Source organism: Actinopolymorpha cephalotaxi, assembly GCF_013408535.1.
GTDB classification, from domain to species: domain Bacteria; phylum Actinomycetota; class Actinomycetes; order Propionibacteriales; family Actinopolymorphaceae; genus Actinopolymorpha; species Actinopolymorpha cephalotaxi.
Window position 1 is genome coordinate 390,869 of the sequence record NZ_JACBZA010000001.1, and the last position, 22,707, is coordinate 413,575.

Consider the following 22,707-nt stretch of genomic DNA (forward strand, 5'->3'; position numbering starts at 1 on the left):
ACCTCCCCGATCAGTAACGCGGGGATCATGTCACCCGCACGCCCGCGTCCGCAGTCGGTTTTCCGCCTCCCAAGATCACGTCGTCCGTGTAACAACCGTAGGTTCGGACCCTACGTTTGTTACACGGACGGGCCGACGATCAGACCCAGGAGCGGAACCACATCCGCCGCAGCCAGGCGTCGTACGGGATCACCTGGTCCGTGAGGATCGGGTAGACGTACGCGAAGTTCAGCACCACCAGCAGCGTCACCCCGCCCAGCACGGCGGCGCCCCACATCCGGCGCCGCGGCGAGGAGTCCCGCGGCCCCAGCACCTTGCCGAGCACGAGGGTGAGCCCGACGACCATCCACGGCAGGATGATGATCGCGTAGAAGTAGAAGATCGGCCGGTTGGCGTACTGAAACCACGGCAGCCAGGTCGCGGCGACGCCGACCACGGGGATGCCGAACCGCCAGTCCCGGCCCAGGATCCACCAGACCAGGCAGCCGGCCAGGGCGATCACCGCGAGCCACCACAGCACCGGCGTACCAATGCCGAGAATCTCCTGGACACACCGGTCGGTCGGGCAGCCCTGCTTGGGCCCCAGGTTGTCGACCCAGTCGAACGACACCGGCCGGGCGATCACCAGCCAGCCCAACGGCGAGGAGGCGTACTGGTGCTTCTCCGTCAGATGGGTGTGGAAGTACATGATCTCGGCGTGGTAGTGCCACAGCGAGCGCACCGCGTCGGGGACCAGGCCGGCCAGTCCGCGCGCCGGGTTGGACGCCGCCCAGGTGCGGTCCCAGCCGTCCGGTGAGGCGAACCACCCGGCCCAGGACGCGACGTAGACGGCCACCGCGGTGCCGGCGATCGTGACGAAGGCGACCGCCGCGTCCAGCGCCAGCCGGGCCACCCCGGCCCAGTGCGCGAACGCCGCGCCGACCGCCCGGCGCGCGCCGACGTCCCACGCCCAGGTGAGCAGGCCGAACGCCGCGAGCGCGAGGGCGGCGTTCCACTTCGTGGCGGCGGCCAGCCCGAAGCACAGCCCGGCCACCAGCCGCCACGGCCGCCACAGCAGCGGTGGCCCCCAGGTGCCGGGCGTGACCCGGCCGAGCGGCTCGGCCGCGTCCGCGAGCCGGGTGCGCACCCAGTCGCGGTCGATCAGCAGCGCGGTCACCGCGAGCAGCAGCCAGAACATCGCCGGCATGTCGAGCAGCGCGATCCGGCTCTCCACCAGGTGCAGCCCGTCGACGGCGAACAGGAACGCCGCGAGGCAGCCGAGCAGCGTGGACCGGGTGAGCCGGCGGACCATCCGGGCCATCACCAGCACCGACAGCGCGCCGACGACGGCCACGGCGACGCGCCAGCCGAACGGCGTCATGCCGAACATCCACTCGCCGGCCGCCATCAGCCACTTGCCCGCCGGCGGGTGGACGACGAACGCGGGCTCGCCGAACACGTTCAGGTCGCCTGCCAGGATGCGCTCGTTGGCCTTGTCCACGAACTGGTGTTCGACCCCGAAGTGCAGGAGGCTGAACGCGTCCTTGGGGTAGTAGGTCTCGTCGAAGACGAACTTCGCCGGCCGGCCGAGGTTCCACAGCCGCAGCCCCGCGGCGAACACCGTGATCAGCAGCGGCACGATCCAGCCCCGCCACCCGTCGTCGGGCAGCGGCGGGCACAGCCGCCCGCGCAGCGGGGGGATGGGCCTGCCGTCCGGGTCGCGTCCCATCACGGCGGCGGGGTCGGCGGCGTCGTCGGCGCCGGCCTGTCCGGGCGACCCGTCGCCGGCGCGCTCGGAGGCTGTCGTCGTCATCGGGGTCATCGTACGGACACCAGGTGGGAACGGCCTGACCGGCGCGGTGCGAGGATGGGCACGTGTCGGCCCGTACGAATTCCCCCCATGAGGCAGGCCGCGAAGCGGGTCGTGAGACAGGCCGCGAGACTGGCCGGGGAGCGGGCCGCGAGGCCGGTGCGGAGGCCGGGGTGCTCGTCCTCGCCGCCACCCCCATCGGCTCCCTCGACGACGCGCCGCCGCGGCTGGCCGCCGAGCTGACCGCCGCCGACGTGATCGCCGCGGAGGACACCCGGCGCCTGCACCGGCTCACCTCGGCCGTCGGCGTCCACCCGGCCGGCCGGGTGGTGTCCTACTTCGAGGGGAACGAGGCCCGCCGTACCCCCGAGCTCGTCGAGGCGCTGCTGGCCGGGCAGCGGGTCGTGCTGGTCACCGACGCGGGCATGCCGTCGGTCTCCGACCCCGGCTACCGCCTCGTCGCCGCCGCGGTGGAGGAGGGCATCCGGGTCACCGCCGTGCCCGGGCCGTCGGCGGTGCTCACCGCGCTGGCGGTGTCCGGGCTGCCGGTCGACCGGTTCTGCTTCGAGGGGTTCCTGCCGCGCAAGGCCGGCGAACGGTCCGCCCGGCTGCGCGAGGTCGCCGGCGAGCGGCGGACGATGGTGTTCTTCGAGGCGCCGCATCGGCTGGCCGCGAGCCTGCAGACGATGGCGGAGGTGTTCGGCGCCGAGCGTCCCGCCGCGGTGTGCCGGGAGCTGACGAAGACCTACGAGGAGGTACGCCGGGGAGGGCTGGCCGAGCTGGCCGCCTGGGCCGAGGAGGGCGTACGCGGGGAGATCACGGTCGTGGTGGGCGGGGCCCCGGCGGCCGCCGCGCAGGACCTGCCCCCGGCCGAGCTGGCGCGGATGGTCGACGCGCGGGTCGAGGCCGGCGCCTCCAGGAGGGATGCCATCGCGGCGGTGGCGCAGGAGTCCGGGGTGGCGAAGCGGGTCGTCTACGCCGCCGCCGTCGCCGGTCACTGAGCCGTTCCCCGAGGGCAGACCCTAGGATCGCGGACATGGTCGATGCCTCCGCAAGCCGTCAGGACGGCAAGGCGTTCTACGTCACGACGCCGATCTACTACGTCAACGACAAGCCGCACATCGGGCACGCCTACACCACCGTCGCGGCCGACGTCCTGGCCCGCTGGCACCGCCAGCGCGGCGAGAAGGTGTGGTTCCTCACCGGCACCGACGAGCACGGCCAGAAGGTCATGCGCAGCGCCGAGGCCAACGGCGTGACGCCCCGCGAGTGGGCCGACCAGCTGGTGGAGACGGCGTGGAAGCCCGTGCTCGAGACGATCGACGCCAGCAACGACGACTTCATCCGTACGACCGAAACGCGGCACACCGAGCGGGTTCGGGAGTTCTGGCAGCATCTGTACGACGCCGGCGAGGTCTTCCCGGGCACCTACGAGGGCCCCTACTGCGTGAGCTGTGAGGAGTTCAAGCTCCCGGCCGAACTGCTCGACGGCGAGAACGGCCAGAAGCTGTGCCCGGTGCACGGCCGGCCGGTGGAGATGCTGTCGGAGACCAACTACTTCTTCAAACTCTCCGCCTACACCGACAAGCTCCTCAAGCTGTACGAGGAGCACCCGGAGTTCGTGCAGCCGGAGAGCGCCCGCAACGAGGTCGTGGCGTTCGTCAAGCAGGGCTTGCAGGACCTGTCGATCACCCGGTCCACCTTCGACTGGGGCATCCCGGTCCCGTGGGACGACGAGCACGTCCTCTACGTGTGGATCGACGCGCTGCTCAACTACGTCACGGCCGCCGGCTATCGCACGGATCCCCTTCTTTTCAAGCAGGTCTGGCCCGCCGACGTCCACCTGGTCGGCAAGGACATCCTGCGCTTCCACGCGGTCATCTGGCCGGCCATGCTGATGGCCGCGGGCCTTCCGCTGCCGACGACGGTGTTCGCGCACGGCTGGCTGCTGGTGGGCGGTGAGAAGATGAGCAAGACGAAGTTGACGGGGATCGCGCCCAGCCAGATCATCGACACGTTCGGGTCGGACGCCTTCCGCTACTACTTCCTGCGGGCCATCCAGTTCGGCTCCGACGGCTCCTTCTCCTGGGAGCACCTGACCGCCGTCTACACCGCCGAACTCGCCAACGGGCTGGGCAACCTCGCGTCCCGGGTCGCGGCGATGGTGGGCCGCTACTTCGGCGGCAACCTGCCCGCCCCCGCCGACTCCGGACCCGCCGAGCAGGTGATCGCCGAACGCCTCGTGCAGACGGTGCGGGTGGCCGACGAGGCCGCGGTGTCGCTGCGCTTCCACGAGGCGCTGGCCGCGGGCGAGGCGTTCGTCGGCGCTGTCAACGGATACTTGACAGAGCAGGCGCCGTGGAAGGTCGCCAAGGACGACTCCCCGGAAGCGCGTGCCCGGCTGGCGACCATCCTCTACACCGCCGCCGAGGCGTTGCGCGCGGTGGCCGTCCTCTACAACCCGGTGATGCCGCGCAGCGCGGCGGCGCTGTGGGAGATGCTCGGCGCCGGGCAGAGCATCGGTGAGTTGGCCGACCAGCAGCTGACCGAGGCCGGCAACTGGGGCCAGTTGCCCGAGGGGTCGGTGCTCACCAAGGGTGCGCCGCTGTTCCCCCGGATCGAGGAGCCGGAGGCGTCGTGACGCATCGGCCGGGTGCACAGCACGACGCCGGCCCGACCCGGCAGCGGGCCGGTGGGGAGGACCGCCGCGACCGCAGCCGGCCCGAGCCGCCGCCACCCCTGGCCGCGCCGGTCGCCGACTCCCACTGCCACCTCGACATCGCCGACGGCCCCGGCGGCCGGTGGCTCCCGGTCGAGGACGCCGTGGCCCGGGCGGCGGCGGTCGGCGTACCCCGGATCGTGCAGATCGGCTGCGACCTGCCCGGCGCGCGCTGGGCGGTCCAGGCCGCCGAGGAGCACCCCGCCCTGGTGGCCGGGGTGGCCCTGCACCCGAACGAGGTGCCGGTTCTCGCGGCGGCGGGCGAACTCGACGCGGCCCTGGCCGAGATCGACCGGCTGGCCGGGTCCAGCCCGCGGGTGCGGGCGGTGGGGGAGACCGGCCTGGACCACTTCCGTACCGGCGAGGAGGGCTGGAAGGTCCAGGAGGACGGCTTCCGCGCCCACATCGCGCTGGCGAAGAAGCACGGCAAGGCGCTGGCCATCCACGACCGGGACGCCCACGACGACGTGCTCCGGGTGCTCGCCGAGGAGGGCGCGCCGGAGCGGGTGCTGATGCACTGCTTCTCCGGGGACGCCGAGATGGCCCGGGAGTGCGTCCGCCGCGGCTACTACCTTTCCTTCGCCGGGACCGTGACGTTCAAGAACGCCGCACCGCTGCGCGAGGCCCTCGCCGAGGTGCCGCTCGGCCGCATCCTGGTGGAGACCGACGCGCCCTACCTCGCCCCCTCACCGCACCGCGGCCGGCCGAACGCGAGCTACCTCGTTCCCCTCACCATCCGGTGCATGGCCGAGGTGAAGGGCGTCTCGGAGGAGGCCATGTGCGTGGCCGTGGCGGAGGCGACCGAGGCGGTCTTCGGCGCCTGGTGACCCCCTGCCGGGCACCCGGGTGGTCACCGGGTGGTCGCGGAGTTCCGGACTCCGCGCAGGCGGAATCACACCGACGGAATTCACCGATACCGAGAACCGCATCTGCCCAGCGCATTTCGGCTTTTCTGACAATGCGTGGTCATCTCGACAAGTCCGGATAGCTGTCCGGAATAAGCATCTAATGTGTCCCGAGTTGATAGCGATGACATTGTTCGTTATCGTCCCGTGTCGTTGGCCGGGGTCGGGGAAGCCTCGGACGGCGCAGAGGGGGGCGTCATCCGCGCCCGATACCGGCGCGTGTTCGTGCTGGTCATCAGCTCACTGTCGAGCCGCGCGGATCCTGGCCCCCCGTTGAGGCGTGCCGTCTGTGTGTCCGTGCCCGGAAAGCACGACCATCGGAGCACCGTGCACAAGAAGGTACTTATCGGTGCCGTCGGCATCGGACTGGTCGGCGCGCTGGGAATCGGCGGTACGACCGCTTATGCGTCGCTGGACAAGTCCGTCACCGTCTCGGTCGACGGCAAGGCTCGCAATCTCCATACTTTCGACTCCACCGTCGGTGACGTGCTGGCGTCGCAGAAGATCAAGGTCGGCCCCCGTGACGTGGTGGCGCCGGCGAGGACGGCGAAGGTCGCCGACGGCACCCGGATCGCGGTCCGGTACGCCCGTCCGCTGACCCTCGACGTCGACGGCTCCAAGCAGACCCACTGGGTCACCGCGATGAGCCTGGGCGAGGCGCTCAACGACCTGGGCGGCCGCTTCGACGGCGCCCGCACCTCGGCAAGCCGCGGAGTCGGCATCGAGCGCAAGGGCCTCACGGTCGACGTCATCACCAGCAAGTCGGTGGTGATCAGCCACGACGGCAAGAAGACCCCGCTCGACGAGCCGTTGCGCACCGTGTCCGAGGCACTCGCCAAGGCCCAGGTCAAGGTGGACGCCGACGACCGGGTGAAGCCGAGCCTGTCCACCGAGGTCAAGGACGGCACCGCGATCACCGTCAACCGGGTCGAGGTCCGCAAGGCGACCCGCAAGGTCGCGTTGTCGTACGACACGATCCACCGGAAGACGTCGTCCCTGTACAAGGGCAGCAGCAAGGTCGGCCGGACGGGTCACAAGGGCGAGAAGGCCCAGGTCTTCCGTACGACCTACGTCGACGGCAAGAAGGTCAAGACCCAGTTGCTGTCCCAGAAGGTCGTCCGCCAGCCGGTGGACAAGATCGTGCTGGACGGCACCAAGACGCGCTCCTCCGGCGGTAGCAGCAGTGGCGGAGGCAGCAGCAGCGGTGGCGGCAGCAGCAGTGGCGGCGGAAGCGGTGGCGGCGGCGGCAACGTCGGCGGCGGCGTGGACAGCCTCAACTGGGCGGCACTGGCCCAGTGCGAGTCCAGCGGCAACCCGCGGGCGGTCAACCCGTCCGGCTACTACGGCCTCTACCAGTTCTCGCTGTCGACCTGGCACTCCGTGGGCGGTTCGGGCAACCCGATCGACAACTCCTCCGCGGAGCAGACCTACCGGGCCAAGCTCCTGTTCAAGCGGGACGGCGCGGGTCAGTGGAGCTGTGGCAGCCACCTGTACGACTGACGATCACCACCTGGTGACCACCCCGGACCGCTGAGCGCGTCCGCGCGTAAGGGCGCAGGTGGGCGCCAGATAGCGTTCCGGTGTGGGTAACGCGTTCGAAGCTGCGTCCGCCGGGCCGAGTCTTCTCGGCCCGGCGGACGTTCGCGTGCTGGCGGCGGACCTCGGCCTGCGCCCCACCAAGCAGCGCGGGCAGAACTTCGTCACCGACGCCAACACCGTCCGCCGGATCGTGCGGACCGCCGGGGTCGGGCCCGACGACGTGGTGCTGGAGATCGGCCCGGGGCTCGGCTCCCTGACCCTCGCCCTGCTCGGCGCGGCGGCCAGGGTGGTCGCGGTGGAGATCGACGACGTGCTCGCCGGCGCACTGCCGGAGACTGTCGGACGGTTCGCACCCGGGCAGGCCGACCGGCTCGAGGTGGTGCACGCCGACGCGATGAACCTCCGCTCGCTGCCCGGACCGCCGCCGACCACGCTGGTGGCCAACCTGCCGTACAACGTCTCGGTGCCGGTCCTGCTCGGCGTACTCCAGCACTTCCCGTCGGTCGAGCGCGGCCTGGTGATGGTGCAGTTGGAGGTGGCCGACCGGCTGGCCGCGGCACCCGGATCCAAGGTGTACGGCGTGCCCAGCGTGAAGGCCGCGTGGTACGCCGAGGTCGCCCGGACCGGCCTGGTCGGCCGGACGGTGTTCTGGCCGGCGCCGAACGTCGACTCCGGCCTGGTGGCGTTCACCCGCCGCGAGCCGCCGCCGACCACCGCGTCCCGGGAACAGGTGTTCGCGGTCGTCGACGCGGCGTTCGCCCAGCGCCGCAAGACGCTGCGGGCGGCACTGTCCCGGCCGGCCGGCTCGCCGGCCGCGGCCGAGAGCGCGCTGCGGGCGGCCGGGATCGACCCGGGCGAGCGCGGCGAACGCCTGGACGTCACCGCCTTCGCCCGGATCGCGGAGGCGCTGCCCGACATCGAGGACGCGGACACGTCGCGGTCCACGCAGAGATCGAAACGTACGGAAGGGAAGCAGGCTCGGTGAGCGCAGTAGTGGTGAGGACGCCGGCCAAGGTCAACCTGGCGCTGATGGTCGGCCCGTTGCGCACCGACGGCTTCCACGAGCTCGCCTCGGTCTACCAGGCGGTCGGCCTGTACGACGAGGTGGCGGCGACGCCCGCGCCACCGGGGGAGTTCTCGGTGCGGGTCAGCGGTCGCGAGGCCGGCAAGGTGCCGCTCGACAACGGCAACCTCGCGATCCGCGCGGCCCGGCTGCTCGCCGACCACGCCGGGGTCGACGCCGGCGTCTCGATCGACATCACCAAGGGCATCCCGGTGGCCGGCGGCATGGCCGGCGGCAGCAGCGACGCGGCGGCCGCCCTGGTCGCCTGCGACACGCTGTGGGGGACCAATGCCGACCGGTCCACGCTGCTCGCCCTGGCCGCCCGGCTCGGCAGCGACGTGCCGTTCTGCCTGCTCGGCGGCACCGCGATCGGCGCCGGGCACGGCGAGATCGTCACCCCGGCGCTGGCCAGGGGGTCCTACGAGTGGGTGTTCGCGCTGGACGGCGAGGGCATGTCCACGCCCGCGGTGTACGCCCGGCTGGACCGGATCCGCGACAACCTGGCCGTTTTGCCGCCGCGGATCCCCGAGCCGATGATGTCCGCGCTGGCGTCGGGTTCGGCGGCCGAGCTCGGGGCGACCCTGGTCAACGACCTGCAGCCGGCCGCCCTGCGGATCCGGCCGCGGCTCGCCCAGGTGCTGGAGGCCGGCCGCGACTACGGCGCGATCGGCTCGGTGGTCTCCGGATCCGGTCCGACCTGCGCGTTCCTGGCCCGCGACCACGCGCACGCGGTCGACCTGTCCGCGCGGCTGGCCGGCACGGGGTTGTGCGCCTCGGTGCGCCGGGCCACCGGGCCGGTGCCGGGCGCCCGGGTCGTCGAGTCCTGAGTCCCCCCGGAGTCGTCCCGGCTCCGGATCGTCCGGGAGACCCGAAGAATCCCTGCCCCCGAAAAACCGGTTGCGGGCGTCCGCGGGCTTGGGCCAGAGTGTCGGCAGTCGTCAGCCGCGGGCGGTGCCTGTCGCGGCGACCAGGGCAGACCGGCCGTCGAGCCGGCGCGATCGAGGAGGTGCGAAGTGACCAAGTATGCCGTCCGGGCGTGGTCTCGTACCCGTCCTCTCGCGCAGCCCTCCGGCCGCTGACAGGCGCCGAACTCTCCGCGTACGGCGGGAGGGCTGCACCCTCCCAAGGAGTTCTCTCACCGTGCGCAAGCGCAACCTGAAGTACGACCGCAACATCGACGTCTCCGCCTACGACGTCGCCAAGGACCTCAACCCCGGTTTCGACGACGCACCGGCCTCGGCCCGGATGCGCCGCCGCCGCTCCGACACCGACCCCGGGCCCCGCTCCCGGGGCCGGATGACCGAGGAGGCCCGCGCCCGGCTGGCGGCCGAACGCGAGGCCGCCGCCACCGACGACGGGCCGCCGACCGGCTACCGCTGGACCACCTGGGACGACCCCGGCGGCCAGGGTCCCGAGCCGTACCCGTCGTGGCTGGTCACCGACCTGGCCGCGGTGGACACCGAGTTCGGCGTCCTCAAGACCGGCAAGGAAGCCGACGTGTTCCTGATCGAACGCGGCGTGCCGGCCACCGATGGCACCAACGGAACCGATGACACCAACGGAACCGATGGCACCGACGGCACCGGCAACCGGTGCCTGCTGGCGTCCAAGCGGTATCGCTCGGCCGACCACCGGCTCTTCCACCGGGACGCCGGCTATCTCGAGGGCCGGCGGTCGCGCCGGACCCGCGACCAGCGTGCGGTCGAGAACCGCACCAACTTCGGCCGTAACCTGATCGCCCAGCAGTGGGCGGTCGCCGAGTTCGACGCACTGAGCCAGCTGTGGACCGCGGGGTTGCCGGTGCCCTACCCGGTCCAGCACCTCGGCACCGAGCTGCTGATGGAGTTCGTCGGCTCCGCCGACGGGCAGGCGGCGCCGCGGCTGGCGCAGCTTCGCCCGGAGCCGGACCAGCTGGCCGACCTGTGGCGGCAGCTGCACGACGCGCTGGTCCTGCTCGGCCGCAACGGGTACGCCCACGGCGACCTGTCGGCGTACAACCTGCTGGTGAACGACGGCGAGCTGATCCTGATCGACCTGCCCCAGCTGGTCGACGTGGTGACCAACCCGCAGGGTCAGGACTTCCTGCGCCGGGACGTCAAGCGGATCTGCGAGTGGTTCGTGGCCCGCGGCACCGATCCCGACGTCGCCGACGCCGACCGGCTGGCCGAGGAGGTGCTCGAGGAGGCCGGCGCGAGCTGACCCCTCCCGCAGGTGCGGACGTGGCGGCCACCGGCGTTGTCGGTGGCCGCCACCATCATGGGGGGATGGCGGCGAACGCGCAGACCACGGCGGAGACCTTCGACCGGCTCGACTGGTACGCCCGCGACTTCGAGGCGGAGCGGTTCGTCGAGTGCGTGTTCCGCGAGGTCGACCTCACCGAGTCCCGCAGTCACGGCGCGTCGTTCGAGCGGTGCGAGTTCCACAACTGCCGGCTCAACGCCTCCGAGCACCGCGAGTCGTCGTTCGCGGGGTGTGAGTTCCGGCGTACTTCCTTCTTCTCCGCGGTCCTGGACGGCTGCAAGTTCACCGGCAGCACGTTCGTCGACTGCGTGTTCCGGCCGTTGACCGTACGCGGCGGCCAGTGGGGCGGCATCACCGCGCGGGGCGCCGACCTGAACGGGCTCGACCTGCGCGGGCTCCGGCTGGGTGACGCCGACCTGGCCGAGGCCAACCTGCACGGGAGCGTGCTGCGCGACGCGGACCTGTCGTTCGCCAGTCTGCGGGGCACGGTGCTCACCGAGGCGGATCTGCGCGGCGCCAACCTGCACGCGGTCGACCTGAGTGTGGCGAAGCTGGGTGACACCCGGCTCGACCTCGCCGGGGCGGTGCTGCTCGCGGAGTCACACGGCGCGCGCGTCGAAACGGCCGAGTAGCCGGGCCGCGTCGATGGCCGCCGGATGCGGCAGCTCGTCGTACACCACGATCTGGGTGTGGCCGTCGTGGCCGTGGATCGCGGTGACGTCGGCGAGTGACTCGTAGACGTTGATCGAGGGTCGCGGCCCGCACCAGGCGAGGCTGACCTTCCCGTTGGGGTACACGGTTCCCCACGCCACGACACCCGTTCCCGAAACGCCCGTTGCGTCACGGTGTCGATACAGCTGGAAGCGACACGGCATGGTTGTCGCGCTGGTGGGCATGAGCCCTTCCTCTCCATCACGTGCTCCGCGAAGTGGAGTCCTACGGGCCGCCGCGCAGGGAATGGGCCGGGGTCTACGGCGGCCCGTAGGGACTCCTAGAGTGACAGGAGCACCACGTATGGTCAAGTAAGACTTCCAATGTAAATTTTCATAGTCCGAGTTGATCTTCCCGTTCCGGGTTTTCCGGACTGGTATGGCATAAGTACTTGCCACATTCGGGCCCAAGGTCCAGACTTTCTGCAGTTACGCACCGGGGAGGCTCGCATGCCCAGAGTGACCGGACCCACGATCTCGCGGTGGCGGCTCAGCAAGGAGTTGAAGCGGCTGCGCGAGGAGGCGGGACGCTCCTTCGACGACTCGGCAGAGCTCCTCGGGTGCTCACCTTCGAAGATCCGCAAGATCGAGGCGGGCGAGGTGGGAGTCGTGAAGGCTGAGCTCGACCTGCTGCTCGACCTCTACAAGGTGGACGACGAGCAGCTCGCATCGCTCCTGCGCGACCTGCAGAAGCTCGGCAAGCAGCGTGGATGGTGGGCCCCGCTGGGCTCGCTCCCCAAGCAGTACAGCGTCTTCGTCGGGCTGGAGTCGGAGGCGTTGCGCATCCGGCAGTTCGAGCCGCTGGTGCTCCCTGGTCTGCTGCAGACCGAGGAGTACGCCAGTGCGCTCGACGCGATGTGCACGTTCCTCACCGCCGACGAGCAGGCCCGGGCGGTGAAGGTGCGGATGGCCCGCCAGGAGCAGTTCTGGGCGGAGGGCGCCGACGACGACCGCAGCCGGCTGTGGGTGATCGTCGACGAGGCGGCGCTGCGCCGGCCCGTGGGCGGCAACCTGAGCATCATGCGCGGCCAGCTGCTGCGGGTGCTGGAGCTGGCCGAGCGCTGCATCTTCCAGGTGGTGCCGTTCGAGGCCGGCAGCTATCCGGGCACGTCCGGCCCGTTCACCATCTTCGACTTCGACGAGGACGTCCACTCACCCGTCGTCTTCACCGACGGACACGCCGGCATCGCGCTGCTGGAGTCCGAGGCCGACGTCGACCGAGGTAACCGCGCGTTCGCGCACATGGCCGCCGTGGCGCTCAGCCCCACCGAGTCGGCCCGCAAAGTCGTGGCCATCGCATCGGAGATGGCCACCCAACAAGGAGGCGAAAATGAAAGTTGACCTGTCCCGAGCGCGATGGCGCAAGGCATCGGCCTCGGTCGGGATGTCGAACTGCGTGGAGGTCGCCGACCTCGGTGCGCAGCTGGCAGTCCGCGACTCCAAGGACCGGCAGGGCCCGAAGCTGGTCTTCGGTTCCGGCGCGTGGTCCAGCTTCGTCGGAGGCGCCAAGAAGGGCGAGTTCGACCTGCGCTGACCTGCGCTCGACCAGGCCCTGACCGGGCACTGAGCAGGCACCGCCTCAGTGAATGGATCCGGAGATCGATCCGGTGACAGCACGAAACCCCCGGCCTCCCGCCGGGGGTTTCGTGTGTTTCAGGCGGACGCGTGTACCGGACCGCGCTGGGCCCGGGTGAACAGCTCCCGCCACTCCGGGGACCCGTCGTCCAGTCGTACGTCCATCCGCACGCCGGGCTCCTGGACGGGGTGGTTGCCGGCCAGGAAGTCCATCCACATGTCGGCCATCCGGGCATAGTGCACGGCACGGCCGGACGGCCAGACGACCGAGAGGACGTGCCGGCGTTCGGGCAGGACGTGCGGCGCCGGCATCCGGTGGCGCTCCAGCGCCTCCTCGTCCACCTCGACGCCCAGGCCCGGACCGCCGGGCACCACGAGGTAGCCCTGCTCGACCCGCAGCGGATCCACGATCAGGTCGTCGGCGTAGTTGTTGAGCGCGGTCACCGCGGGCCAGCGGGCGTGGGTGAGGACCGAGCCGAGGTGAGCCACCAGCGCCGTGGTGAGGCCGGCGCCCACCCACTGCAGCCAGAACGCCTTGCCGAACTCCGCACAGATCGCGCCCCGGTGCAGCGCCGTCGCCACGCCGCCCTCGACGACGAAGCCGTCACAGGTCTCCTGCCGTACGACGGCCTGGAACGGCTGGGCGGCGAGGTGGACCGCCAGCGGCCGGCCGACCCGGTCGCGGAGGTGGCGGTAGCCCTCCAGGTCCGCGTGCGGGATCGGGGTCTCGTAGATCGCCACGCGCTCGCGGCGGTCGAGCTCACGCAGCACCGGCGCGGCGTCCCCGGCCGACAGCAGCATCGCGTTCCAGTCGATGTCCAGTCGGTAGTGCGGCGGAGTCACCGCGCTCACCTGGTCGACCTGGGCGTAGACGTCCAGCCACGGGCGGGCCTTGAACTTGTGGAAGACGTAGCCCGCCGCGACCGCCTCCTTCGCCTCCTCGGCCAGCGCCTCCGGGGACATCTTGGTGTTCCACCAGGCGATCGGGACGCGCTCGCGCACCTGCCGGCCGAGGAGGGCGGACACGGGTACGCCGAGCGCCTTGCCGACGAGGTCGTACATCGCCATCTGCAGGCCGGGGCCGAGCGAGTCGTCACCCAGGAAGTCGGCCGGGTTGCCGCCGCGTACCTTCGCGATCGCCTGCTCGGGTACGAGTCCCCAGCCGTAGTGCAGCAGGGTCTCGCCCCACCCGACCAGGCCGGCGTCGGTGGTCACCTTCACCACCTCGATGACGCCCCAGTCCCACACCAGGAGGGCGTTCCACTCCTGGCAGCGGGGAGTGAACGGCACGTCGACGACGATGCGTTCGACCTCGGTGATCCTCAGCGGCGCGCTCATCGGCACCCTTCCTCACTCGGCGTACGGCGTTCGGTGCGTATCGGTCCATCGTCACCCAGGTCGGGCGCGGCCGGAACGCCTCGGTCCGGCCTCAGCCAGGGGACCTGCCAGGGGGCGGGACGGGGACGTGGGGGTGATCCACCCGAGCGGATAGCCTCGACAGCGGCGCGGCGGCCGGTTGCTGTGCAGCGGTGGTCACAGCGGTCACCGGATCGGACCGGCAGCGCCCCACTACGGAAAGGCAGGGATGGCGACCAACCTCGTCAACCTCGAACGGGTCGACAAGTCCTACGGCATCGCGCCGCTGCTGGAGCAGGTGAGCCTCGGCGTCTCCGCGGGGGAGCGGATCGGCCTGGTCGGGCGCAACGGCGCCGGCAAGACGACCCTGCTGGCGTTGCTCGCGCGCACCGAGGAGGCCGACGCCGGGCGGGTCACCCACAACCGCGGGCTGCGGGTCGGCGTGCTGAGCCAGCGCGACGACTTCGAGCCGGGCCGCACCGTCTCCGACGTCGTACTCGGTGACCTGCCCCCGCACACCTGGCTGTCGGACCGCCGGGCACGTGACGTGCTCACCGGCCTGCTCGCCGACGTACCCCTCGAACGCACCGTCGACAACCTGTCCGGTGGCGAGCGGCGGCGGGCGGCGCTGGCCCGGCTGCTGGTCCGCGAGCACGATCTCGTCCTGCTCGACGAGCCGACCAACCACCTCGACATCGAGGTCACCGACTGGCTGGCGCAGCACCTGCGCGGGCGGTCGGAGGCGCTGGTGGCGGTGACGCACGACCGGTGGTTCCTGGACGCGGTGTGTACGACGACCTGGGAGCTGGCCGACGCGCGGGTCAACTCGTTCGAGGGTGGCTACGCGGCCTACGTGCTGGCCCGGGCCGAACGCGACCGGATGGCCGGCGCCACCGAGTCCAGGCGGCAGAACCTCCTGCGCAAGGAGCTGGCCTGGCTGCGGAGGGGCGCTCCGGCGCGTACGTCCAAGCCGAAGTTCCGCCTGGATGCGGCGTCCGCGCTGATCGCCGACGAGCCCGACCCGCGGGACAGCCCGGCACTGGCGAAGTTCGCCTCCGCCCGGCTCGGCAAGACCGTGGTGGACCTGAAGGACGTCGACGTACGCCGCGGCACGCGGGAACTGCTGCAGGAGGTGAGCTGGCAGCTCGGCCCGGGCGAACGCATCGGCGTCGTGGGCGTGAACGGCGCCGGCAAGACGACCCTGCTCCGGCTGCTCGCCGGTGAGGCCGAACCCGACCACGGGAAGGTGGCGTGGGGCCAGACCGTCCAGCTCGCCCACCTGTCCCAGGAGCTCGGCACGCTCGACCCGGACGTGACCGTGGCCGCCGCGGCCGAGGAGATCAAGCGGGTGGTCAAGCTGGCGCCGGACAACGTCCGGCCGGGCGCCGTCGGCCGTCGCCCGGTGCCGACCGTCGGGCCGGAGGTCACCGCGATCTCCCTGCTGGAACGCTTCGGCTTTCGCGGCGACCGGCTGCGCACCCGCGTGGGTGAGCTGTCCGGTGGCGAGCGGCGCCGGCTGGAGCTGTTGTGCCTGCTGCTCACCGAGCCGAATGTGTTGCTGCTGGACGAGCCGACCAACGACCTGGACATCGACACCCTGCAGGTGATCGAGGACTTCCTGGACGGCTGGCCGGGCTCGCTGGTGGTGGTGACCCACGACCGGTACTTCCTGGAGCGCACCTGCGACACGGTCTGGGCGCTGTTGGGCGACGGCCGGTTCGCGATGCTGCCCGGCGGCGTGGAGGAGTACCTCCAGCGGCGCCGGGACGGAGTTGGTACGGAAACGACCGGCGCGAGCACGTCGTCCGGCGCCTTCGGGTCGGGAGCTTCCGGCTCGGCGGCGCCGCAACCCACCGGCTCGCCGACGCCGGACGGTGGCGTGCCGCAGGCCTCGGCCGCCGACCAGCGGGCGGCAAAGAAGGAGCTGGCCAAGCTGGAGCGCCAGCTCTCCCGGCTCACCAGCCGGGTCGACCAGCTGCACAGCGCGCAGGCCGAACACGCCAGCGACTACGAACGCCTGATGGAGCTGGACGGCGAACTGCGCGGAGTCCAGGCGGAGAAGGACGAGGTCGAGCTGCGCTGGCTGGAACTCGCCGAGTCCCTGGAGTGAACGGCGTGACCCATCGGTGGAATCCCGCCGTCAGCGGGGTTCCCAGGCCTGCGGGCTCTTCACCAGCCGCTTCAGATGCGGTGAGAGCTTGCCGCTGACCACGTCGGCGAGGCTGGTCTCGTCCAGGACACCGCGCACGGCCGCACGGGTCGCCACCCACACCGTCTGCAGGTTGGCCGCCACTCCTTCGTACGACGCCTGCTCCGGGCGTACGCCACGAACCCCGGCCAGCGGACCGTCGACGGCGCGGATGACGTCGCCGACCGCGATCTCCTCGGCGGGACGGGCGAGCCGGTAGCCGCCCTCGGCGCCGCGGAGGCTGCGGACGAGTCCGGCCCGCCGCAGGTCGCCGAGGATCGCCTCGAGGAACTTGTGCGGCAGCCCCTGGGCGTCCGCCAGCGCCTGCGCGGTCACCGTGTGGGGTGCCGCGGCGAGTTCGAGCATGGCGCGGACGGCGTAGTCGGCGCGGGCCGAGATCTGCACGGGCTCATCATGCCGTGCCGCGGCGAGAAGGTCGGCGGGTGCCCGGCGCGCGGCGCGCCGTGGGGTCGGTCCTGGTCAGCTGCGTTCGTCGAACGGGCCGATCAGCCGGCGCAGCAGGTCCGCGAGCTGGTCACGGTCGGCGACCGGGAGCCCGGCCAGGAGTTCGCGTTCGTGGGCGAGCAGGTCGGCGAGGGCGGTGTCCACCCGGTCGCGGCCCTTCCCGGTGAGCCGGACCCGTACGCCGCGGCGGTCGGCGGGGTCGGGCCGGCGTTCGACCAGGTCCTTGGCGGCCAGCCGGTCGATCCGGTTGGTCATGGTGCCGCTGGTGACGAGGGTTTGGGTGAGCAGCCGGCCGGGGGAGAGCTCGTACGGCGTACCGGCGCGGCGCAGCGCGGTGAGAACGTCGAACTCCCACGACTCCAGGTCGTGGGTGGCGAAGACCAGCCGCCGGGCACGGTCGAGGTGGCGGGCCAGCCGGGTGACCCGGGACAGCACCTCGAACGGCGAGACGTCCAGGTCGGGCAGCTCCCGGCGCCAGGCGGTGACCAGCCGGTCGACCTCGTCCTCTCCCGATGGCTGGCCCGGTGCCTGGCCCGGTGCCTGTCCCGGTGCGTCCGCGCCCGGGTCTGCCGGCTCGTTGCTCTCCACGACGTCCACCCTAGGGGGTGTCAAGACTCTTGACGTCGAGATACTGGCTCGGGCAAGCTATCTCGACGTCAAGATAAATCTGCGTGTCCAATTCGTGGGCACGACTCTCACGGGAGGCAGCGAATGGGAACCGACGACCAGCGGCCCACGGGTGGCACGGGCGGGCTGCGGTGGGATCCGCGGCAGTACCTGAAGTACGCCGACGAGCGCGGCCGGCCGTTCGTCGATCTCGTCGCCAGGGTGGCCGCACCGGCGCCGGCGTACGTCGTCGACCTCGGCTGCGGGCCCGGCAACCTCACCGCCACCCTGGCCGACCGCTGGCCGGACGCCCGGATCGAGGGCGTCGACTCCTCGCCGGAGATGATCGACCGGGCCCAAAAGTTGGCCCAGAAGCTGGCTGCGGAGACGGCCAACGACCGGCTGTCGTTCCGGCTCGGCGACGCGCACTCGTGGGTGCCGGAACGGCCGGTCGACGTCCTGGTCACCAACGCGACCCTGCAGTGGGTGCCCGGCCACGAGGCGCTGCTGCCCACCTGGGTCGGCCACCTCGCCCCCGGCGGCTGGCTGGCCCTGCAGGTGCCGGCCAACTTCGACAGCCCCACCCACCGCATCCTGTTCGAACTCGCCGCCGAGGAGCCGTGGGCCACACACCTCGCCGGGCGGGTCCGGCAGCGGGCCGCCGCGCCGGGTGTCGAGGACTACCTCGCCCTGCTGGCCGGCACCGGTTGCGAGGTGGACGCCTGGGAGACGACGTACCTGCACGTGCTGCCCGGCGAGGACGCCGTCTTCGAGTGGATCCGGGGCACCGGCGCTCGGCCGATCCTGCAGGCGTTGCCCGATGACGTACGTCCGGACTTCGAGAAGGTCTACAAGGAACGCCTCGCCGCCGCCTATCCGCGCCGCGACTACGGGACCGTGCTGCCGTTCCGGCGGGTGTTCGCCGTCGCGCACCGGGCCTCGTCGTGAACGATCTGACCGTACGCGAGGCCACCCGCGCGGACCTGCCCGCGGTGCTGGCGCTGGTGGCCGCGGACGCGATTCGCGAGGTCGCCGAGGACGTGGGACGCGACGGCGAACCGGCTCCGGGCTATGTCGCGGCGTACGAGGAGATCACCGCCGACCCGAACGCGCTGCTGCTCGTCGGCGTCCTCGACGGCGAGGTGGTGGCCACCTGCCAGGTCAACTTCCTGCGCCACCTGATGTACCACGGCGGCCTGGTCGGCCAGGTCGAGTCGGTCCGCACCGCGGCCGAGCTGCGCGGGCGGGGGATCGGCACCGCGTTGATGGAGTGGGTGCTGGCCGAGTGCCGGCGGCGCGGGGCGGTCCGGCTGCAGCTCACCTCGAACGCCGCCCGGGCGGACGCGCACCGGTTCTACGAACGGCTCGGCTTCGTCGCCAGCCATGTGGGGATGAAGCGCTACCTGGGGGTGGACGCATGAGGCTGCACCATGTCCAGGTCTCCTGCCCGCCGGGCGGGGAGGACCGGGCGCGGGCGTTCTACGCCGGCGTGCTCGGCCTGTCCGAGGTCGCCAAGCCGCCGGCGCTCGCGGCGCGGGGCGGTGCGTGGTTCCGGTCCGCCGACGGGCGGGTCGAGGTGCACGTCGGCGTGGAGGCCGACTTCGCCCCGGCGCGCAAGGCCCACCCGGCGTTCTGCGTCGACGGCAACGACGGGATCGACGCGGTGGCGGCGCGGGCCGAAGCGGCGGGCGTCCCGGTGGACTGGGACGACCTGTTCCCGGGCTACCGGCGGTTCCACACCGCCGACGGCAACGGCAACCGGGTGGAGATCCTCACGCCGCTGCGGTGACCGAACGCGGTGGTGCGAGGCTGGGAGGATGCCGACCTACACAGACCCCCTGACCGACGCGACCGCCGACGCGGCCACCTCCGCCGGCGCCGGGACCCGCCGCAAGGTGCTGGTCACCGGCGCCACCGGCTACATCGCCGGCCAGCTGGTGCCCGAGCTCCGGGAGCGTTACGACGTACGAACCCTCGACGTACGCCCCGGTCGCGACGTCGAGGTGGTCGACCTGCTCGGCGCCCCGGCGAGCGAGCTGGCGGAGTACTTCGAGGGCGTCGACACGGTCGTGCATCTGGCGTACCACCGGCCCGACGGCGACGACCCGCAGACCGGTTACGACGGCGAGCGCCGCAACGTCGACCTGATGCAGCGCGTCTACCAGCTCGCCCTTGACCACGGTGTGCGCCGGGTGGTCGCGGCCAGCACGAACCAGGCCGCCAAGTGGTACGAACAGCCCTACTTCGCCGGGCGGCGGGACCGGGTGAGCCCGGAGGACTACCCGCGACCGGACAACTTCTACGGCTGGGCGAAGGCGGCGTACGAGTCGCTGGGATTCCTCTACGCCTGCGGCAGCCTCGGCCGGTTGCTGGAGGTGATCCAGGTGCGGATCGTGGTGCCGCGTGAGATCGACCCGGAGAACTTCGCCGACCAGCCCGCCCACCGCTACGTCCGGGAGCTCGCCGGCTACATCAGCGAACGCGACCTGCGGCAGTTGTTCGTACGCTCGATCGACACGCCGGACATCGCCGACGAGCACGGTGTGCCGTTCCACATCTTCTACGGCGTCTCCGACAACGCGCGGAAGTTCTGGAGCATCACCAACGCGCGCGAGGTGATCGGGTACGCACCGCAGGACGACTCCGAACGCCGGTTCGCCGCCGACATCGCCCGCCTGCTGCACGGCGACAAGGGGTAGCGTTCCGCTGTGCGACACGACGTACGCGGGTGGCTGGTGCCCCAACGGCCCGACCGGCCCGAGGTGGTCACCGATCCCCGCGAACGCCGCGGGCTGCTCGTCGAGGTGTTGCTCGTCTTCAGCGTCACGCTGGGACTGTCCGGGCTGCGCAGCCTGCTGTCGCTGCTCGACTCGCTGCTGAAGTCGGAGCCGCTGAGCAAGCAGTCGGTCGCGCTCAACGTCTCCCAGGCCGCGCAGCAGCTGATCGACTTCGCGCTGCAGCTCACCGGGGTCATTCAGCTGCTGGCGTGGGGCGGCCTCGGGGCGTACCTGCTGTGGCGTTCGGGCATCGGACCCCGGCTGGTCGGGCTCGGCATGGGCCGCTGGCCGCGCGACCTCGGCGCGGGTGCCGTGCTGGCCGCGGTGATCGGCATCCCGGGGCTCGGGCTGTACTTCCTCGCCCAGGCGCTCGGCCTCAACCTCAACGTGCAGCCGTCCACCCTGGGCGAGCACTGGTGGCGTACGCCGGTGCTGATCCTGTCCGCGGCCGGGAACGCCTGGGCCGAGGAGGTGCTGGTCGTCGGCTACCTGCTCACCCGGCTGCGGCAGTTCGGGTGGGGGGAGAACTCCGGGCTGGTCGCGTCGGCGGTGCTGCGCGGGTCGTACCACCTTTACCAGGGGTTCGGCGGCTTCGTCGGCAACGTGATCATGGGGCTGATCTTCGGGCGGTTCTGGCAGCGCACCAACCGGCTGTGGCCGCTCGTCGTCGCGCACACCCTGCTGGACGTGGTGGCGTTCGTGGGGTACGCGCTGCTGCGCGGCCACGTGGGGTGGCTGCACTGATCTTGCTTCGTCCGCGGCTCAGAGCAGCCCGGTGTGGTCCTGGTAGCACTGGCTGAACTTCATCTTGTCCTGGGTGTACGGAAGGCACGGCTGCGCCTGGTGGGACCAGAAGAAGCCGAGCGCGACGGTGAGGATCGCCAGCACCAGCCCGCCCGCGGCCGCCTTGCCGTTGGTGGCCCGGCCACGGTAGGCGCGGACCAGGCCGGTCACCGACAGTGCCAGGCCGAGGGCGGCGAGCAGGACCGCGCCGGTCCAGGCGACCAGCAGCGAGGCGAGGAAGGCCACACCGGCCAGCGCCAGCCCGATCCACCCGGACCGGTTGCGCGGCGGGCGCTGGGGCCGCGCCGGGGTGGCTTCGCCCGGGTCGTACAGATCGCGAGGATCGCGGGGTTCTCCGGAGTCGCGGGATTGTTCGGCGTCGCGAGGATCACCCGAATCGCGGGGGGCACCGGGGTCGCTGGGATCACCGGGGTCACGAGGGTCGCGCGGGTCGGCGGCGGTCATGGAGGGCATTCTCGCTCGCACCGCCGTCCGGCGTCACACTAGTGTCGCCCCATGAGCAGAGCAGCGGTGCTCACCTCCCAGGTGAGCGACTTTCCCCGGTGGTACCAGGACGTCGTGGCCAAGGCCCAGCTGGCTGACAACGGCCCCGTCCGCGGCACCATGGTCATCCGTCCGTACGGCTACGCCATCTGGGAGCGGATGCAGGCCGAGCTGGACGCCCGGATCAAGGACGCGGGCGCCCAGAACGCCTACTTCCCGCTGTTCATCCCGGAGAGCTACCTCCAGCGCGAGGCCGAGCACGTCGAGGGGTTCAGCCCCGAGCTCGCCGTCGTCACCCACGCCGGTGGGAAGGATCTCGAGGAGCCGCTCGTCGTCCGGCCCACGAGCGAGACCGTCATCAACGAGTACCTCGCGAAGTGGGTGCAGAGCTACCGCGACCTGCCGCTGCTGATCAACCAGTGGGCGAACGTCGTGCGCTGGGAGCTGCGGCCACGGCTGTTCCTGCGTACGACGGAGTTCCTGTGGCAGGAAGGCCACACGGTGCACGCCACGCAGGCCGACGCGGCCGCCTTCGCGCGCCGCATCCTGCACGAGACGTACGCCGGGTTCATGACCGACGTGCTCGCGATCCCCGTCATCCCCGGCCTGAAGACGCCGAAGGAACGCTTCGCCGGTGCCGCGCAGACGCTGACCTGCGAGGCGATGATGCGAGACGGCAAGGCCCTGCAGATGGGAACGAGTCACGAGCTGGGGCAGAACTTCGCCCGGGCGTTCGACATCCGCTTCCTCGACGCCGAGGGGGAGCGGCCGTACGCCTGGACGACCTCCTGGGGCGCGTCCACGCGGATGGTGGGCGGGCTGATCATGACGCACGGCGACGACTCCGGCCTGCGGATCCCGCCGCGGCTCGCCGCCACCCAGGTCGTGGTGACCATGGTCAAGGCCGGTGAGGGTGTCGCGGAACTCGCGGCCGGGTTGGTGGCCGACCTGCGCGCCGCCGGCGTACGGGTCGCCCTGGACGACCAGGTGTCGGTGGCGTACGGGCGGCGGGCCGTCGACTGGGAGCTGAAGGGCGTCCCGGTGCGGATCGAGATCGGCCCGCGCGACGTGACCGCCGGCACGGTCACCGTGGTGCGGCGGATCCAGGGTACGAAGACGCCGACGCCGGTCGCGGGTGTCGGCGCGGCGGTCGCGGAGGCGCTTTCCGTCGACCAGGCAGCATTGCTGCGGGAGGCGTCGGCGTTCCGCGACTCGCGGACCGTCGACGTGGCGACGATCGACGAGGCCACCGAGGCGTCCGCTTCGGGCTGGGCGCGGATCCCGTGGTCGGCTCTCGGCGAGGAGGGCGAGGCCAGGCTGGCGGAGAGCGCGGTGACCGTACGCTGCCTGCTCCGCCCCGACGGGAGCGTGCCGGAGACCGAGAAGGAACCGGACCTGATCGCGATCGTCGGCCGGTCGTACTGAGGCATCGGCCGGTCCGTACCCAGTCGTACCGCGTCGTAATGGGTCGTAATTGGCGTAATGGG

At 71.6% G+C, this 22,707-nt stretch carries 23 protein-coding genes; 17 read left to right on the forward strand and 6 right to left on the reverse strand.

Annotation, left to right across the window (positions count from 1 at the left end; genetic code table 11):
- Positions 1-139 precede the first annotated feature (139 nt).
- On the reverse strand, positions 140-1,792 hold the full coding sequence (locus FHR37_RS01730) for a dolichyl-phosphate-mannose--protein mannosyltransferase (protein WP_092881475.1): 1,653 nt from the start codon (positions 1,790-1,792) through the stop codon (positions 140-142).
- Positions 1,793-1,962: 170 nt separating this feature from the next.
- Between FHR37_RS01730 and rsmI the strand changes: the two genes are divergently transcribed.
- The 8 genes from rsmI (at position 1,963) to FHR37_RS01770 (ending at position 10,888) form a co-directional block, all read left to right on the forward strand.
- On the forward strand, positions 1,963-2,790 hold the full coding sequence (gene rsmI, locus FHR37_RS01735; protein WP_092881477.1) for a 16S rRNA (cytidine(1402)-2'-O)-methyltransferase: 828 nt from the start codon (positions 1,963-1,965) through the stop codon (positions 2,788-2,790).
- A 35-nt stretch (positions 2,791-2,825) separates the two neighbouring features.
- The gene (gene metG, locus FHR37_RS01740) at positions 2,826-4,430 is read left to right on the forward strand and encodes a methionine--tRNA ligase (protein WP_092881479.1); all 1,605 of its coding nucleotides are present in this window, start codon (positions 2,826-2,828) and stop codon (positions 4,428-4,430) included.
- Positions 4,431-4,528: 98 nt separating this feature from the next.
- Positions 4,529-5,335: a TatD family hydrolase gene (locus FHR37_RS01745; RefSeq protein ID WP_238344867.1), complete on the forward strand. Its 807-nt coding sequence runs from the start codon at positions 4,529-4,531 to the stop codon at positions 5,333-5,335.
- Positions 5,336-5,704: 369 nt separating this feature from the next.
- Positions 5,705-6,913, forward strand: a complete 1,209-nt coding sequence (locus FHR37_RS01750; protein ID WP_330831712.1) for a ubiquitin-like domain-containing protein — start codon at positions 5,705-5,707, stop codon at positions 6,911-6,913.
- 82 nt (positions 6,914-6,995) lie between these two features.
- Positions 6,996-7,937, forward strand: coding sequence for a 16S rRNA (adenine(1518)-N(6)/adenine(1519)-N(6))-dimethyltransferase RsmA (gene rsmA, locus FHR37_RS01755; RefSeq protein WP_092881485.1), 942 nt, complete (start codon positions 6,996-6,998; stop codon positions 7,935-7,937).
- Positions 7,934-8,842, forward strand: a complete 909-nt coding sequence (locus tag FHR37_RS01760; RefSeq protein ID WP_092881487.1) for a 4-(cytidine 5'-diphospho)-2-C-methyl-D-erythritol kinase — start codon at positions 7,934-7,936, stop codon at positions 8,840-8,842. The genes rsmA and FHR37_RS01760 overlap by 4 nt, the downstream gene beginning before the upstream one ends.
- Positions 8,843-9,155: 313 nt before the next feature.
- On the forward strand, positions 9,156-10,214 hold the full coding sequence (locus tag FHR37_RS01765) for a serine protein kinase RIO (RefSeq protein WP_237768593.1): 1,059 nt from the start codon (positions 9,156-9,158) through the stop codon (positions 10,212-10,214).
- 65 nt (positions 10,215-10,279) lie between these two features.
- On the forward strand, positions 10,280-10,888 hold the full coding sequence (locus tag FHR37_RS01770; RefSeq protein ID WP_092881489.1) for a pentapeptide repeat-containing protein: 609 nt from the start codon (positions 10,280-10,282) through the stop codon (positions 10,886-10,888).
- On the opposite strand, the gene FHR37_RS01775 is transcribed toward FHR37_RS01770, so the two are convergent.
- Positions 10,856-11,068: a hypothetical protein gene (locus FHR37_RS01775; protein ID WP_237768594.1), complete on the reverse strand. Its 213-nt coding sequence runs from the start codon at positions 11,066-11,068 to the stop codon at positions 10,856-10,858. The genes FHR37_RS01770 and FHR37_RS01775 overlap by 33 nt on opposite strands.
- 348 nt (positions 11,069-11,416) lie before the next feature.
- On the opposite strand from FHR37_RS01775, the gene FHR37_RS01780 reads away from it, so the two are divergent.
- Together FHR37_RS01780 and FHR37_RS01785 are read left to right on the forward strand one after the other, a co-directional pair.
- On the forward strand, positions 11,417-12,307 hold the full coding sequence (locus FHR37_RS01780; protein ID WP_092881493.1) for a helix-turn-helix domain-containing protein: 891 nt from the start codon (positions 11,417-11,419) through the stop codon (positions 12,305-12,307).
- Positions 12,297-12,500 (forward strand): DUF397 domain-containing protein, encoded by a 204-nt coding sequence (locus tag FHR37_RS01785; RefSeq protein WP_092881495.1) that lies wholly within the window; start codon positions 12,297-12,299, stop codon positions 12,498-12,500. The genes FHR37_RS01780 and FHR37_RS01785 overlap by 11 nt, the downstream gene beginning before the upstream one ends.
- 119 nt (positions 12,501-12,619) lie before the next feature.
- On the opposite strand, the gene FHR37_RS01790 is transcribed toward FHR37_RS01785, so the two are convergent.
- Positions 12,620-13,879: a mandelate racemase/muconate lactonizing enzyme family protein gene (locus FHR37_RS01790; protein WP_092881497.1), complete on the reverse strand. Its 1,260-nt coding sequence runs from the start codon at positions 13,877-13,879 to the stop codon at positions 12,620-12,622.
- Between the two features lie 247 nt (positions 13,880-14,126).
- On the opposite strand from FHR37_RS01790, the gene FHR37_RS01795 reads away from it, so the two are divergent.
- A complete protein-coding gene (locus tag FHR37_RS01795) occupies positions 14,127-16,007 on the forward strand; it encodes an ABC-F family ATP-binding cassette domain-containing protein (RefSeq protein WP_092881499.1) in 1,881 nt (626 codons plus the stop codon).
- Between the two features lie 30 nt (positions 16,008-16,037).
- Here FHR37_RS01795 and FHR37_RS01800 read toward each other — a convergent pair whose 3' ends face one another.
- Both FHR37_RS01800 and FHR37_RS01805 read right to left on the reverse strand, forming a co-directional pair.
- A complete protein-coding gene (locus FHR37_RS01800) occupies positions 16,038-16,490 on the reverse strand; it encodes an RrF2 family transcriptional regulator (RefSeq protein WP_092881501.1) in 453 nt (150 codons plus the stop codon).
- A gap of 75 nt (positions 16,491-16,565) precedes the next feature.
- Entirely contained in the window at positions 16,566-17,039 is a 474-nt protein-coding gene (locus FHR37_RS01805) for a MarR family winged helix-turn-helix transcriptional regulator (protein ID WP_202884617.1), read from the reverse strand.
- 222 nt (positions 17,040-17,261) lie between these two features.
- Between FHR37_RS01805 and FHR37_RS01810 the strand changes: the two genes are divergently transcribed.
- Genes FHR37_RS01810 through FHR37_RS01830 form a run of 5 tightly spaced genes read left to right on the forward strand, consistent with a single transcriptional unit; the run spans position 17,262 to position 20,677 of the window.
- Entirely contained in the window at positions 17,262-18,104 is an 843-nt protein-coding gene (locus tag FHR37_RS01810; protein ID WP_092881503.1) for a trans-aconitate 2-methyltransferase, read from the forward strand.
- Positions 18,101-18,577, forward strand: coding sequence for a GNAT family N-acetyltransferase (locus FHR37_RS01815; RefSeq protein ID WP_092881505.1), 477 nt, complete (start codon positions 18,101-18,103; stop codon positions 18,575-18,577). Before FHR37_RS01810 ends, FHR37_RS01815 begins: the two co-directional genes overlap by 4 nt.
- A complete protein-coding gene (locus tag FHR37_RS01820; protein ID WP_092881507.1) occupies positions 18,574-18,945 on the forward strand; it encodes a VOC family protein in 372 nt (123 codons plus the stop codon). The genes FHR37_RS01815 and FHR37_RS01820 overlap by 4 nt, the downstream gene beginning before the upstream one ends.
- Before the next feature lie 28 nt (positions 18,946-18,973).
- On the forward strand, positions 18,974-19,855 hold the full coding sequence (locus FHR37_RS01825; RefSeq protein WP_092881509.1) for an NAD-dependent epimerase/dehydratase family protein: 882 nt from the start codon (positions 18,974-18,976) through the stop codon (positions 19,853-19,855).
- 9 nt (positions 19,856-19,864) lie between these two features.
- On the forward strand, positions 19,865-20,677 hold the full coding sequence (locus FHR37_RS01830; protein ID WP_092881511.1) for a CPBP family intramembrane glutamic endopeptidase: 813 nt from the start codon (positions 19,865-19,867) through the stop codon (positions 20,675-20,677).
- A gap of 18 nt (positions 20,678-20,695) precedes the next feature.
- On the opposite strand, the gene FHR37_RS01835 is transcribed toward FHR37_RS01830, so the two are convergent.
- Positions 20,696-21,181 carry a hypothetical protein gene (locus tag FHR37_RS01835; protein WP_092881513.1) on the reverse strand — a complete coding sequence of 162 codons (486 nt, stop codon included), beginning with the start codon at positions 21,179-21,181 and terminating at the stop codon, positions 20,696-20,698.
- 51 nt (positions 21,182-21,232) lie between these two features.
- Here FHR37_RS01835 and proS point away from each other — a divergent pair, with 51 nt between their 5' ends.
- Positions 21,233-22,645 carry a proline--tRNA ligase gene (gene proS / locus FHR37_RS01840; RefSeq protein WP_092881515.1) on the forward strand — a complete coding sequence of 471 codons (1,413 nt, stop codon included), beginning with the start codon at positions 21,233-21,235 and terminating at the stop codon, positions 22,643-22,645.
- Positions 22,646-22,707: the final 62 nt, after the last annotated feature.